Origin of the sequence: Aeromonas sp. sia0103 (assembly GCF_963895295.1) — a bacterium.
Taxonomy (GTDB): domain Bacteria; phylum Pseudomonadota; class Gammaproteobacteria; order Enterobacterales; family Aeromonadaceae; genus Aeromonas; species Aeromonas encheleia.
The window spans coordinates 315,560-329,463 of sequence record NZ_CAWQKG010000022.1; the positions used below are offsets into that span (position 1 = coordinate 315,560).

General features: G+C 64.7%; 9 protein-coding genes. 4 read left to right on the forward strand and 5 right to left on the reverse strand.

Annotation, left to right across the window (positions count from 1 at the left end):
• Positions 1-16: 16 nt before the first annotated feature.
• Entirely contained in the window at positions 17-955 is a 939-nt protein-coding gene (locus tag AACW18_RS09895; RefSeq protein WP_042654048.1) for a LysR family transcriptional regulator, read from the reverse strand.
• A 500-nt stretch (positions 956-1,455) separates the two neighbouring features.
• Between AACW18_RS09895 and AACW18_RS09900 the strand changes: the two genes are divergently transcribed.
• Positions 1,456-2,748 (forward strand): HAAAP family serine/threonine permease, encoded by a 1,293-nt coding sequence (locus tag AACW18_RS09900; RefSeq protein ID WP_218388531.1) that lies wholly within the window; start codon positions 1,456-1,458, stop codon positions 2,746-2,748.
• A gap of 134 nt (positions 2,749-2,882) precedes the next feature.
• The gene (gene yjeH / locus AACW18_RS09905) at positions 2,883-4,160 is read left to right on the forward strand and encodes an L-methionine/branched-chain amino acid transporter (RefSeq protein ID WP_218388532.1); all 1,278 of its coding nucleotides are present in this window, start codon (positions 2,883-2,885) and stop codon (positions 4,158-4,160) included.
• A gap of 66 nt (positions 4,161-4,226) precedes the next feature.
• Here the strand turns inward: yjeH and AACW18_RS09910 are convergent, their stop codons facing one another.
• The 3 genes from AACW18_RS09910 to AACW18_RS09920 form a co-directional block, all read right to left on the reverse strand.
• Positions 4,227-5,948 carry an ABC-F family ATP-binding cassette domain-containing protein gene (locus tag AACW18_RS09910; protein WP_218388533.1) on the reverse strand — a complete coding sequence of 574 codons (1,722 nt, stop codon included), beginning with the start codon at positions 5,946-5,948 and terminating at the stop codon, positions 4,227-4,229.
• 401 nt (positions 5,949-6,349) lie between these two features.
• Positions 6,350-6,787 (reverse strand): PliI family lysozyme inhibitor of I-type lysozyme, encoded by a 438-nt coding sequence (locus AACW18_RS09915; protein WP_218388534.1) that lies wholly within the window; start codon positions 6,785-6,787, stop codon positions 6,350-6,352.
• 161 nt (positions 6,788-6,948) lie between these two features.
• A complete protein-coding gene (locus AACW18_RS09920; RefSeq protein ID WP_218388535.1) occupies positions 6,949-8,982 on the reverse strand; it encodes a M13 family metallopeptidase in 2,034 nt (677 codons plus the stop codon).
• Between the two features lie 128 nt (positions 8,983-9,110).
• Here AACW18_RS09920 and tilS point away from each other — a divergent pair, with 128 nt between their 5' ends.
• Complete coding sequence (gene tilS / locus AACW18_RS09925; RefSeq protein ID WP_218388536.1) at positions 9,111-10,445, forward strand: tRNA lysidine(34) synthetase TilS; 1,335 nt, start codon at positions 9,111-9,113, stop codon at positions 10,443-10,445.
• 258 nt (positions 10,446-10,703) lie between these two features.
• On the opposite strand, the gene AACW18_RS09930 is transcribed toward tilS, so the two are convergent.
• A complete protein-coding gene (locus AACW18_RS09930) occupies positions 10,704-11,624 on the reverse strand; it encodes a GGDEF domain-containing protein (protein ID WP_218289868.1) in 921 nt (306 codons plus the stop codon).
• Between the two features lie 327 nt (positions 11,625-11,951).
• Between AACW18_RS09930 and AACW18_RS09935 the strand changes: the two genes are divergently transcribed.
• Positions 11,952-13,904, forward strand: a complete 1,953-nt coding sequence (locus AACW18_RS09935; RefSeq protein WP_218388537.1) for a cation:proton antiporter domain-containing protein — start codon at positions 11,952-11,954, stop codon at positions 13,902-13,904.

Below are 13,904 nucleotides of genomic sequence, written 5' to 3' on the forward strand. Positions count from 1 at the left end.
ATTGATAATCCGGTGTTTATTTGATGAGTTGATGAATTCCGCTCAGTAATTGCGGCGGCTGGTGGTGCGCCTTGAGCATGTCGATCAGGGCGCGCAGGCCGTGTCCCAGCTGATGGCGGCTGGGGTAGAAGAGACAGAAACCGGCAAAGGTGGGGCTCCATGAGGTCAGCACGCTCACCAGGCTGCCGCTCGCCAGCTGCTGGCGAACCTCCTCCTCCAGGCAGTAGGCCAGCCCCAGCCCCGCCTCGGCGGCCCCCAGGTAGAGGGCCGGGGTGCTGGTGGTCAGCGGCCCGCTCACCTCGATCTCCAGCAGCTTGCCGTCGGCGGCAAAGGCCCAGCGGTAGTGGTGATGGGGGGTGAGGCGATAGCCGATGCAGTCATGCTGGACCAGCTCGGCCGGATGCTGGGGCGTGCCGCGCCTGGCCAGATAGGCCGGGGATCCCACCACCAGATAGCGCTGCAGCGGCCCGAGCGGGATGGCGATCATCTCCTTGGGCAGCAGGTCGCCATAGAAGATGGCGGCATCATAGCCGTCCTCGATGAGGCGCGGCATCAACTCCTGCTCCACCACCTCCACCTGCACCCGCGGATAGCGCACCAGATAGTCGATCAGCACCGGGGCCAGCACCTCATCGATGGCCCCGCGCGGCGCACAGATCTTCAACCTGCCGACTGGCTCATCACTGTGACGGGTCAACTCGTCGAGGGCCCCCTCCAGCTGGGTCAGAGTCGGCACCAGTTGTTGCAGCAGCCGCTGACCGGCGTCGGTCGGCACCACGGCTCTGGTGCTGCGATTGAGCAGCCTGACCCCGAGCCGACTCTCCAATCCCTTCAGGCTATGGCTCAGGGCGGAGGCCGAGACCCCGAGTTCGAGGGCGGCCTTGCTGAAGCTCTGGTGGCGGGCGACGGCGGCAAACACCGCCAGTTCGGCGAGATCGGTGCGGGTGATGGTCATCTTGATTCGACAGGCTGAGGGCGAAAAACAAGGGTACGCCAAGGGGCTGAGACACACAATCTGCGTTCGGAACCAGGCATGTTACGCATTTGTTGATCACGGTAAGTATTGGAATCTATTGAAACAAATTTGATTTGTTAAAAAAAGCTAACAAATCGGCGTCTGTAATGTGATCTCGAACGACCGAAAGTCGACCACAGTCAAACTTTGGTTGATTAATTCAAAAAAACGCTGTGATTAATAGGGGCATTTAATTAGAGTCAGCTCATCGGATGAGGTGCTTGTTGCTGAGTTGTTAACGCAAGCGGGTGCCTCAACCAAGTTCAGGATCTCATGCCGTCGTTTGTTGCAATTCGGTTATCACAAGGAGCGATAGCCTGATTGCCGGGGCGTGAGGGGGTAGTGACAAGGACGAACAGCAGGCGTTCCAGGGAAACGGAACCGGGCCAGCTGGCCAATAGACAACAAGATTCCACTTTCCTTGATGACAGGAACAACTTATGTCCGACATGAATATTGCAGTTGATGGTCGTTTAGCCAGTCAGGCTTCCCGTGGCATCAATAAGGCCGACCTGGTCTGGATGCTGGGTCTGTACGGTACCGCTATCGGTGCCGGTGTGCTCTTCCTGCCGATCAACGCCGGTGTAGGTGGCCTCTGGCCGCTGGTTGCCATGCTGATCCTGGCCCTGCCGCTGACCTTCTTCGCTCACCGCGGTCTGGCCCGCTTCGTGCTGTCCGGCTCCACCCGTGATGGCGACATCACCGAAGTCGTAGAAGAGCACTTCGGCAAGACTGCAGGCAAATTCATCACCCTGCTCTACTTCTTTGCCATCTACCCGATCGTACTGATGTATTCGGTCGCCATCACCAACACCGTTGAGAGCGTGATTGTTCACCAGCTGGGTATGACTGCACCGCCCCGTGCCATCCTGTCGCTGGCGCTGATCCTCGGTCTGATGGCGATCGTTCGCCTCGGCGGCCAGTTCATCGTCAAGGCGATGAGCGTGCTGGTATTCCCGTTCGTGATCACCCTGATGGGCCTGGCGTTCTACCTGATCCCGCACTGGAACGGTACCATCATCACCGAAGCGCCAGCGCTGGCTGACGCCTTCAACGGTGACTTCCTCAAGACCCTGTGGCTGGCCATCCCGGTCATGGTGTTCTCCTTCAACCACTCCCCGATCATCTCCTCCTTCGCGGTGGACAACAAGGGTCGTTACGGTGAAGGTGCCGAGAAGAAGTGCAGCAACATACTGCTGGGTGCTCACGTCATGATGGTGATGACCGTTATGTTCTTCGTATTCAGCTGCGTACTGAGCCTCTCCCCGGCTGACCTGGCTGCTGCCAAAGAACAGAACATCTCCATCCTGTCCTACCTGGCCAACCACTTCGACAACCCGGTTATCGCCACTGTGGCTCCGTTGATCGCCATGGTTGCCATCAGCAAATCCTTCCTGGGTCACTACCTGGGTGCGCAAGAAGGCATGAACGGCCTGATGGCCAAGGCGCTGCGCGAGAAGGGCAAGAACGTTGACATCAAGCAGCTGAACAAGGTGACTGCGGTCTTCATGATCCTGACCACCTGGGCCATCGCCACCATCAACCCGAGCATCCTCGGCATGATCGAAGACCTGGGCGGCCCCATCATCGCCATGCTGCTGTTCCTGATGCCGATGTACGCCATCACCAAGGTTCCGGCCATGCGCAAATACGCTGGCAACATCAGCAACGGCTTCGTGACCCTGATTGGCCTGATCGCCATGTCCGGCATCATCTACAAGCTGATTTCCTGATAAAGCCTGCAATCCCTTGCATGAAAGCCGCCTCGACAGAGGCGGCTTTTTTTATGGGCGCAGCGATAGCCCTTAACAAGCGCGCGGCAGCGGCCTAACATGGCGGGGTGTTTTTCCAGTCAGGACAAAAGGATATGTCTGCGTTGAAGAAAGAGCTCGGGCTCTGGCAGGGGATGGGGCTGCTCGCCACCTCCCTGCTCGGCACCGGGATCTTCGTGGTACCGGCGACCGCGGCGTCGCTGGCGGGGGGCGCCTCGCTCTGGGCCTGGCTGTTGCTCATCGTGCTGGTGCTGCCCATCGCCTTCACCTTCGCCCGGCTCGGCCGCCGTTATCCCCACGCGGGCGGGGCACCCCATCTGATCGGGCTCGCCTTTGGCAACGGTGCCGAGCGTTTCTCCGCCTTCCTGTTTCTGGCGGTGCTGCCGGTGGGGCTGCCCGCCGCGCTCACCATAGCCGCCGGCTTCTGGCACGCCCTGTTCGATCTGGGCGAGCTGACCCTGTGGGCCATCCAGCTGTTGACCCTGCTCGGGGTCTTCCTGCTCGGCCTGCGCGGCGCCCGCTCCTCCGGCAACCTGCAACTGCTCATCGCGCTGGCGATCCTGGGGCTGACCCTGCTCATCTGGATCAAGGGAGATCTAAGCTGGCGCGACGCGGCCCAGCCGCTGCCGACGGCAGCCGAGTGGCCCGCCATGGGCACGGCGCTGGCGGTGATGTTCTGGTGTTTCGTCGGGCTGGAGGCCTTCGCCCACATGGGGGAGGAGTTCAAGCGACCGGAGCGGGACTATCCCCTGGCCCTGCTCGGCGGCGTGCTGCTGGCGGGGCTGATCTATTGGGTCCACTCGCTGGTGGTGCTCAAATATGGGCTCTATGGCGATGAGGCGACCAATGCCACCGCCATCCCGGCGCTGCTCTCGCTGCTGTTCGGGCCGACCGCCAAGTGGCTGGTGGCGATCCTGGGTTATCTCTCCTGCTTCGCCAGCATCAACATCTATCTGCAGGGCTTTGCGCGCCTGATCTGGAGCATGGCGCGGGAGGGCAAGCTGCCGGTCTCCCTCTCCCGGCTCAGCGCCCGCGGTGCCCCGCTGGCGGCCCTGTGCTGGGTGCTCGCCATCTGCCTGCTCTCCATCACCCTGATCCTCTGGTGGCGGCTGCCGCTGGATGCGCTCATTCGCTACGCCAACGGCAACTTCGTGCTGGTCTACCTGCTCTGCATGGCGGCGGGCTGGCGCCTGCTCGGCGGGGTGGGCAAGGGGCTGGCGGGCCTGAGCGTGCTGCTCTGCCTAGCGGTGCTGGTGGCGCTCGCCTCCGAGGTGCTCTACGCCCTACTGCTGAGCGCGGGCTATGGCCTCTTCTCCCTGTGGCGGCGCCATCGTCGTCGGGGCCATGCCAGCCGCCTCTCGACCATCGAGTAACGCCGTGTCACGGATAAAAAAAGCCCCGCCAGTGCGGGGCTTTTTCATGGTGCTCGAGGTTAGCCGTCAGTCGAGGCCGAGCCGCTCGGCGAGCCGTTGCAACTCGTCGCGCCAGCCTTGCTGCAGCCTTGGGGTCTGATGCCTGGGCTTGCGGGCGAGATCGGCGGCCAGCAGGCCATCCAGCTCGTACCAGCGCGCCAGCAGCGCCTCGTCGCCCTCCGCCAGGGTGGCCTCCTCCGTCGGCGCCTCATGGGGTGCAATGCCGCCGGGGGGCAGGCTGTCGCCGCGCAGCTCGGCATAGGCTTGCTCGGCGCCGTGGGCCTCCAGGATCCTGCCCTCCCTGATCACCCAGAAGCGGTTGCAGCTGCGCTCGATCAGATCCCGGTCGTGGGAGATCAGCAGCACCCCGCCGGCAAACTGCGCCAGCGCCTCGGCCAGCTCCTCCTTGCCCTCCAGATCCAGATGGTTGCTGGGCTCATCGAGCCAGAGCAGGTGATGGCTCGCCAGCGACAGGGCGAGAAACAGCAGTCTGGCCCGCTCGCCGCCGCTTAAGGCATGCACCCGCTGGCCGTGACGGGCGTAGGGGAAGCCCGCGCGGATCAGGGCCTGGCGCAGGCTTATCGCCGGCAGCGGGGCAAGGGCATAGAGCGCATCGGTCAGGGTGGCTTGGCCGTCGAGTTGCTGCAGGGACTGATCGTAGTAGGCGATGCTGGCCGCGGGGTGACGGTACCAGCCCTCCGCCTGGCGCTGCTCGCACAGCTCACGCCAACACTGGCGCAGCAGGGAGGACTTGCCCGCCCCGTTGGCACCGAGCAGGGCGACCCTGTCGCCGGAGCGCAGCCAGAGCCCCTCCGCCCGCAGCAGGGGCGGCAAGGCGGGGGCCGGGCGCACGTCGAGCGCCTCCAGCCTCAGCAGGGCGTCGGCGGGCAGCCCCAGCCCGTGCAGCTCGAGCCGCCAGGGGGCGCCGGCGCCGACCAGGCTCTGCTCCTCCCGCAGCCTGACAATCCGTTTCTCCATGGACTTGGCCTGGCGCACCAGCTTGGCGTTGTCATGCTCCCGTCCCCAGATGGCGAGCCGCTTGCTGCTGGCGCTCAGGCGGTCGATCTCCTTCTGTTCATCGGCCCGGCGCTGGCGGGCGCTCTCGTCCTCCTGTACCAGCGCCGCCCTGGCCTGGCTGCAGGGCAGGGCGAAGCGATAGAGGCGTCTGTCCCGCAGGATCAGGGTGTCCTGGGTGACCCGGTCGAGCAGGCGGGCATCGTGGGAGACCAGCACCAAGGCCCCGCGCCAGCCCTGCAGGAACTGTTCAAGCCAGAGCAGGGAGGGGAGATCCAGGTGGTTGCTTGGCTCGTCGAGCAGCAGCAGGTTGGGTTGGCGCAGCAGGGCGCGGCCCAGCTGCAATCGACTGTGCTGGCCGCCGCTCAGGCTGGTGACGACCTGGGTGGCGTGCGGCGCCAACTGCAGATCCTCGAGCATCTTGTCCAGCTGCCAGCCGAGCGCGGGATCGTCCGCCACGGCATCGCCGAGGGCGGCGCGGGTGCTGAGCCCGTGCAAACGGCTGGGAAGGTGCTGCGTCACGAACTCGCAGCGACAGGGGGCGGCTCTGTGGATGCGCCCGTCATGGGGCTCGACCTGGCCGGCCAGCAGGCTGAGCAGGGTGCTCTTGCCGCTACCGTTGGCGCCTATGAGGCCGATGCGGTCACCGCTGTGGATGCTGAGATCGATGCTGTCGAACAGGGGAAGCTCTCCTGCGTTCATCTGCAGGGAGTGGGTGCTCATCAAAGTTGTCATGCTCTTGCTCTCTAAAATGCGGGATCGAAAATCCCTGTCATCAGGAGCGCTGGCGACAACGGTCGAGAAAGGTCTCGGTCAAGAAGGGAGTCGGCTTTGCTCGAACCCGCTATCGCAGCGCGATGGTATGCAGGCAAGAGCACTCGAATGTGCCGAACAGGCGGGCCGAGAACATCGGACACGCTTGGATAACCATTTTTTACCTCCTTATTTTCGTGATGGCACCGTGCGGCGATTATAGGCACAGAAGAAAAGGGTCGTCTATCGGGGCCATGAGGTGTCAAGACAGGTGGGGGGAGAGGCTCAGGGGGGTGGGCGATGAGAGCGGCCTCAGCCTGCGATAACGCAACAGCCCCGCGATGCGGGGCTGTGTTACAAAGTGGTGGGTGTGAGCGAGCCAGTCAATCGCGGGGGGTCTTGAGCGCCTGGATCACGTCGTCGCCGGGGGCCAGCTCGGTGACGTGGTTGAAGCTGTCGAGCCCGGCCTGCGGGTTGATGGTGAACGCATCGGCGCTGAGGTAGCCACCGCTGCCGGCGCTCTCCACTATGATGATGAGCTCCGGCTGCTTGTCACCGTTGAGATCCTGCAACTTCAGCTCCTTGATGCCGCCGTCCCGCGCCTGCACCTTGCCATCGATGAACTGATCGAGGGGGAACTGGGGGTTGGCGCCGGAGTAGAGGCGCACGTCGTAGCTGCCGATGGAGGCGGGTTCACCGCGTCCCTCGGCGACGGTGAGCACCTGACCGGTGGGGAGCGTCAGCTGCTTGAAGAAGCCCTCTGCCGCCTGGCTGGTCAGTGGCAGAGTGAGCAGTCCGAGAGTAATCAATAAGGCTTTCATGGATGTGACCCTTGTTGCTGCTGGGATGGCAGGGGCTTGCCCCTGCCGTCATGTCTGTGTTCGGCGCCGGACTCCGTGTCGGGTCCGGCACCTTCTCTTTCACTACCCTATCCGGTGCGCTTGGCCGGGTCCAGACAGGGAGGATTTCTCTGCCCTCTCTATTACCATATCTTGACCCGTTTGGCAGGGTCCAGATAGAGCTTGTCGCCCGGCTGGATGTTGAACGCCTCGTAGAAGGCGGGGATGTTCGGCACCACCCCGTTGACCCGATACTCGGGCGGGGAGTGGGGATCCGAGGAGAGCAGCATCTGCATCAGCTCGGGTCGATACATGCCCTTCCACACCTGGGCCCAACCGAGGAAGAAGCGCTGCTCGCCGGTGAAACCGTCCAGCACCGGCGCTTCTTCGCCCTTGAGCGACAGCAGGTAGGCCTTGTGGGCTATGGTGAGGCCGCCGAGATCGCCGATGTTCTCCCCCAGGGTGAACTGGCCGTTGACGTACTGGCCCTTGATGGGTTCGAAGCGGTTGTACTGGGCCACCAGCCGGCTGGTGCGGAAGCGGAACTCCTTGAGATCGCTTGGGGTCCACCAATCGCGCATCACGCCGTCGCCGTCGGACTTGGCGCCCTGATCGTCGAAGCCGTGGCCCATTTCATGGCCGATCACGCCGCCGATGGCGCCGTAGTTGACCGCGTCATCCGCTGTCATGTCGAAGAAGGGGGGCTGCAGTATGGCGGCCGGGAACACTATCTCGTTGTTGCTCGGGTTGTAGTAGGCATTCACCGTCTGCGGTGACATGTGCCACTCGTCCCTGTCCACCGGCTTGCCGAGGCGGGCCAGGTTGTCGGCGTATTCGAAGGCGCGGGCCCGCTGCAGGTTGCCCACCAGATCGTCCTGGCGGATCTCGATGGCGCTGTAATCCTTCCACTTGTCCGGGTAGCCGATCTTGGGCCTGAACTTGGCGAGTTTCTCAAGGGCCTGGGTCTTGGTGGTCGGCGACATCCAGTCCAGCTCCTCGATGCTCTGGCCGTAGGCGGTGCGCAGGTTCTCCACCAGCTGCTCCATGCGGGCCTTGGCCTGGGGCGGGAAGTAACGCTCCACATAGAGCTGGCCGACCGCCTCACCCAGCAGATCGTCAAGTACCCCGAGCGCACGCTCCCAGGGGGCGCGCTGCTTGGGGGTACCGCTCAGGGTGGTGCCGAAGAAGGCGAAGTTCTGACGATCGGTCTGGCCGTCGAGATAGGGGGCGTAATCGGTGATTAGGTGCCACTTGAGATAGGCTTGCCAGTCGCCGATCGGGGTCTGCTGCATCAGGCCGTTGAGGGCCGACAGATAGCTGGGTTGGCCGATCACCAGGCTGCTCTGGCCGGCGAGGCCGGCCTGGCCGAGATAGGCGTCCCAGTCGATGGCGGGGGCTAGGCGCTTGAGCTCGCCGAGGGAGCCCTTGTTGTAGTTCTTCTCCCGATCCCGCAGGGCCACGTTGTCCCACTGGATCTGGGCGATCCGGGTCTCCAGGGCCAGGATGCGTTTCGCCTTGGGTCCCGCATCCGTCTCGCCGAAGCGGCTCAACATGCCGGCGATGTGTTGCTCGTACTTCTGTCTCAGCGCCTGGCTGGCCGCATCGCTCTTGAGGTAGTAATCCCGATCCGGCAGGCCGAGCCCGGACTGATAGAGGTAGACAGCGTAGCTGTCCGGCGCCTTGGCGTCGGCATCGATCCAGAAGCCGAACGGGGCATTGCCGCCGAGGCGGCCGGCCTGGGCGAAGGCCTTGGCCAGCGTGCTCTGGTCGCTGATCCGGTCTATCTCGCTGAGCTGGGGCAGCAGCGGGGCCGTGCCCTTGGCGTCTCGCGTGCCCTGATCCAGGTAGCTGCGATAGAGATCGTGGATCTGCTGGGCCGGCGTCCCCGCCGCGGCCGCCTTGCCGTCCAGCCCTTCCACCAGCACCCGCACATCGGCGAGGGACTTGTCCCGCAGCAGGTAGAAGGCGCCGTCGGCCGGCCTGTCGTCCGGGATCTTGGCCGTCGCGAGCCAGTGGCCGTTCACGTAGCGGAAGAAGTCATCACCGGGCTTGACCCGGGTGTCCATGTTGGCCAGCGCGAGGCCGGAGTGCTTGCTTGCTGTGTCCGGCGCCTGACTACAACCGGCTAACAACGCCAACCCGATGAGGCCGGCCAGTATGCTTTTCTTATTGTTCATTCGCTTGATTCCAATTCGGGTTATTCAGCTTCCCTGCCCAGCTCGGGAGGGATCTCACTCTAGCAGTCCGGTTACAGCTTGATAAGCCTGACTCTGCTAAGATCCCACCAGCTGTTTTGGGGAAGCCTATGATTTCTCGTATTTATTCTCGTTTTTGTCAGACCCTGCCAGCGCCGGAAGGTTCCAAAGGCCTGCTGGTGGCCTTCAGTGGCGGGCTCGATTCCACCGTCTTGCTGGTGCTGGCGGTGCAATTTGCCCGCGAACACCGGCTCGGGCTGCGCGCCCTGCATGTGCATCACGGCCTGAGCCCCCATGCCGACGCCTGGGTGGCGCACTGCGAAGGCCTGTGCCGGCAGCTGGCGGTACCGCTCCAGGTCGAGCGGGTGCAGCTGGCGCGCGGCAACGGCGAGAGCCTGGAGGCCCAGGCCCGTGAGGCGCGCTATCTGTGCCTGGCTGCCCACCTCGGGCAGGGGGAGTGGCTGCTCAGCGCCCACCACCAGGACGATCAGCTGGAGACTCTGCTGCTGGCGCTCAAGCGCGGCGCCGGCTTGCGGGGGCTGGCGGGCACAGTGCCAGATCAGCCCTTCGCCGGTGGCCGCCTGCTGCGGCCGCTACTCGAGGTCAGCCGGGCCGAGCTGGCGGAGGCGGCGGCGAGCCTGCCCCATGGCTGGGTGGAGGACGAGAGCAACCTGGACGAGAGCTATGATCGCAACTTCCTGCGCCAGACGCTGATCCCGCAGCTCAAGGCGCGCTGGCCCGCCATGGCCCAGACGGCGGCGCGCAGCATGGCGATCTGCGCCGAGCAGGAGGCCTTGATCACCGAGCTGGCGGAAGAGGATTGGCATAGAGCCGGGGAGGGGGATGCCTTGCACATAGCTCCGTTGCAGGCCCTGTCGCCGGCCAGGCGCAACAACCTGCTGCGCCACTGGATCCGCCGCCAGGGCGGGGAGATGCCCTCGCGGGAGCTGCTTGGCCTGCTCTGGCAGGAGGTGGCGCTGGCGCGGGAGGATGCCAATCCGCAGTTGGGCTTGAAGGATCTGCAGTGCCGCCGCTTTCAGGGACGGCTGTATCTGGTGCGGCCCAATCTGCTGCCCCGGCACGAGGAGTTGCCCATCCGGGTGGGGGAGTCGGTTGAGCTGCCGGACGGGCTGGGCCGGCTCAGCCTGCGTCTGCAACCCGAGGGGGAGGGGCTGCGCTTGCCCCGGGCGGACGAGCCGCTGTCGGTGCGTTTTCAGGTGGCGGCGGGCAGCATGCTCAAACCCGTGGGGCGGGTGGGCAGCCGACGGCTGAAGAAGCTGCTGCAGGAATATGGAGTCCCTTCCTGGCAGCGGGGCCGCATCCCCATCCTCTATTACGGCGAGCAGGTGGCGGCGGTTGCCGGCCTCTTCGTATGTGACGGTTTTCAGGTGCCGGCGGGCGGCATCGGCTGGCATTGGCAGAAACCTGAGCCAGTCGAGATTTGAACCCTGCCCATCACTCCGATGGGCCGGTCACTCCGACCCGCTTGCGGGCGTATGGATGGGGGCATCGGCTGGCACTGCAGATACGGGATCCGGCCAAGGGGTGAGCCTTACCCGTTACTCCGATGGGCCGGTCACTGCGGCCCGCTTGCGGGCGTATGGATGGGGGCATCGGCTGGAACTGGCTTGAGCCGTTACTCCGATGGGCCGGTGACTGCGGCCTTCTTGCGGGCGTATTGATGGGGGCATCAGCTTGGACCATCACTCTGACGCACCGCTGACTCCGGCCCGTTTGCGGGCGTAGAGGTGGGCATCCGCCGCCTCATACAGGCTCTGCACATCCACCCCGGCCTGCCAGCTGGCGGCACCCAGGCTGCAGCTGACCGCGAAGGCGCTGAGCTCCTCGTGGCTGTGCATCACGTGTTGCAGGCGTAGCCAGACCGGGCGCCAGGCCTCGGGTTCGGCGGGTTGCAGCAAGAGCGCGAACTCGTCGCCACCGAGGCGAAAGGCCTGATCCGTGCCGCGGATGCAGCCGTTGAGCAGTTGCGCGAAGCGGCTCAGCACCAGATCCCCCACAGGGTGACCCCAGGTGTCGTTGACCTGCTTGAACCTGTCCAGATCCAGCAACACCAGTACCAGGCCGTGGGATTCCCGGCAGTGCTGCTCCACCGCGCGACCTATGGCCTCATCGAAGTAGGAGCGGTTGCCGAGCCCGGTCAGGTGATCGAGCCGCACCTGCCGCTCCAGCCCATCCAGCCGCAGATAGAGCGGCAGTGGCAGGCAAAGCAGCTGATGATATTGGCGCAGCAGCCGCTGCTGATCGTCGCTCAGGGGCTGCTCCAGTTCGTATTGCAGCAGACCGAGGCGCTGATCATGCTGGCCACGCAACTCGAATCGATAGCTATGCAGCACCTGATGGGTCTGGGGCGGCCGGCAGATGAGGCTATGGGGCTGGTCGCAGTCGAGATGGAGGCTATGGATACGGACAACCTTTGCCACCCGCTCGGCAAAGATTGCCAGCAGGGCGTCAAGATCCCGTTGTGCCAGCAGCCGCTCGAGCAACTGCTGGCGCTCCTGGCCGGCCAGCGGCCTGAGCCGCTCCATCTGCTGCACCCACTGCTCGATGCCATGCCCGAAGCCATTCAATGATGATGTGTTTTCCACGCGACAGCCCCTAACCATCCAGCTTGCTTGTCCTTGCCTGCCCCTTCCCTGCAATACTTGTGCCCTAAATATGTTCGATAGTGAACAAGGGCGCTGGCTAGGCTTAACGAAACAAAAAGGAAGGAAAAAAGAGGTGGCTGGCGGGGTGCCAGCGATGCGGCTAACGCCTCGTCGGCCCCGTCGTGGATGGGCGGCCCAGTGTAGAACCGACGGGCTTGGACCCAGTGCAGAACCGCCAGAGGCAAGCGCGAGTGAAATGGACGCCGGGAGCCCGAGGCGTTCCTCAACGCTGGTGAAGGGGTTGGCCTCGCGGCCGCCGCGCCGGGAGATAAATGGGAGAAGCCATTGTATGCAGACGTATTGATCCTGCTGCTCGCCGCCGTCCTGCTGGTGGCGATCTTCCGGCGCCTCGGCCAGCCGGTGATCCTCGCTTACCTGTTCGTCGGCATGCTGCTCGGCCCCCATGGCGCCGCCATCGTCACCGGGCAGGCGATCATGCAGACCATAGGGGAGCTCGGCATCGTCTTCCTGATGTTCTCCCTCGGGCTCGAGTTCTCACTGCCGCGCCTGCTCTCCATGCGCAAGCTGGTGCTGGGGGTCGGCGGCCTGCAGGTGCTGTTCACCACCTCGCTGTTCTTCTGGCTAGGGTGGTGGTGGGGGCTGACCCTGTCCCAGGCGCTGGTGGTCTCGGGCACCCTGGCGCTCTCCTCCACCGCCGTGGTGATCAAGCAGCTGGGGGAACTGAAGCAGCTGCACACCCGCCGCGCCCAGCTCGGGGTGAGCATATTGCTGTTCCAGGACCTGGCGGTGGTGCCGCTGCTGGTGATGATCCCCATACTCGCCAGGCCCGAGGTGCAGGGCAGCGCCCTGTTGGCGGAGATCGCCTGGGCTTCCCTCAAGGGGCTGTTCGCCCTGATCGCCCTGCTCGCCGTGGGAAAATGGCTGCTGCCCACCCTGTTTCACGAGGTGGCGCGGGCGCGCTCCGACGAGCTGTTCGTGCTCAGCGCCCTGCTGGTGGCCTTGCTGGCGGCGTCGCTGACCCAGTGGATGGGGCTTTCCATGGCGCTCGGCGCCTTCTTGGCCGGCATGATGCTGGGGGAGTCCCACTATCGCCATCAGCTCGAGGTCGACATCAAGCCGTTTCGGGACGTGCTGATGGGGCTCTTCTTCATCACCATCGGCATGGCCATGGAGTGGCAGCTGGTGGCGCGGGTCTGGTGGCTGGTGCTCGCCAGCGTGCTGGGGCTGATCCTGTTCAAGTCGTTGCTGGTGCTGTTGGCGGGCCGGTTGATGGGGGAGCGCAAGCGCGATGCCATGGCGGCCGGCATCATGCTGAGTCAGGTGGGGGAATTCGGCTTCGTGCTGCTGGCGCTGGCGAGCCACCATGGTCTGCTCAGCCAGCAGCAGGTCTCCCTGCTCATCGGCATCGGGGTCACCTCCATCGCCCTGACCCCCTGGCTGGTGCAGAAGGCGCAGGGGCTGGCCCACTCCCTCACCGATGCGGCGCTACACTCCCGCTCCGAGGTGGCCCAGTCGGGATTGAGCAAGCATCAGCACGTCATCATCGCCGGCTTCGGCCGCACCGGGCAGACCTGTGCCCGCTTTCTCAAGCTCGAGGAGTTGCCCTTCCTCGCGCTGGATCTGGATCCGGAGCGGGTGAACGAGGCCAAGCTGGCGGGGGAGCAGGTGGCGTTCGGTGACGCCAGCCGCCGGGATATCCTGCTGGCCGCCGGCCTCACCCGGGCGCGGCTGGTGATCATCACCTTCGATGATCGCAAGCGGATCGATGCCATGCTGACCCTCATCCGGGAGCTGGCGAGCGGGGTCAAGGTGCTGGTGCGCACCCGGGACGACAGCTTTCTCGAACACTACAAGCAGGCCGGGGCCTTCGAGGTGATCCCCGAATCCCAGGAGGGGGCCCTGATGCTGGTGTCTCACCTGCTGGTCAACTGCGACATCCCCATAGGTCGGGTGATCCGGCGCATGGAGCACGAGCGCAGCAGCCAGTACCGCTTCCTGCACGGCTTCTACTGGGGGGATCAGAGCGCCAACAACCTGGAGACGGATCAGCTGCTCGAGCGGCTGCACCCCGTGCTGCTGCACGATCAGGCCTGGGCGGTGGGGCGTCGGGTGCGGGAGCTGGCCCTCGGCGAGGTGCGGATCAAGGCGATCCATCGCGGCGAGCAGAGCCTGGAACCGAGACCCGAGCTGCGGCTGGCCGCCAGCGATCGGCTGGTGCTGTTTGGCAATGCGGTGGCGATGGAGCGGGCCGAGCAGCGCCTGCTGGAGGGGCACTAG

Bases quoted from the DNA above. Each gene is read 5' to 3' on its own strand.
- tilS (WP_218388536.1), top strand. From the start codon at position 9,111: ATGATTTCTCGTATTTATTCTCGTTTTTGTCAGACCCTGCCAGCGCCG.
- AACW18_RS09895 (WP_042654048.1), bottom strand. From the start codon at position 955: ATGACCATCACCCGCACCGATCTCGCCGAACTGGCGGTGTTTGCCGCC.
- AACW18_RS09910 (WP_218388533.1), bottom strand. From the start codon at position 5,948: ATGACAACTTTGATGAGCACCCACTCCCTGCAGATGAACGCAGGAGAG.
- AACW18_RS09930 (WP_218289868.1), bottom strand. From the start codon at position 11,624: ATGGTTAGGGGCTGTCGCGTGGAAAACACATCATCATTGAATGGCTTC.
- yjeH (WP_218388532.1), top strand. From the start codon at position 2,883: ATGTCTGCGTTGAAGAAAGAGCTCGGGCTCTGGCAGGGGATGGGGCTG.
- AACW18_RS09900 (WP_218388531.1), top strand. From the start codon at position 1,456: ATGTCCGACATGAATATTGCAGTTGATGGTCGTTTAGCCAGTCAGGCT.
- AACW18_RS09915 (WP_218388534.1), bottom strand. From the start codon at position 6,787: ATGAAAGCCTTATTGATTACTCTCGGACTGCTCACTCTGCCACTGACC.
- AACW18_RS09920 (WP_218388535.1), bottom strand. From the start codon at position 8,982: ATGAACAATAAGAAAAGCATACTGGCCGGCCTCATCGGGTTGGCGTTG.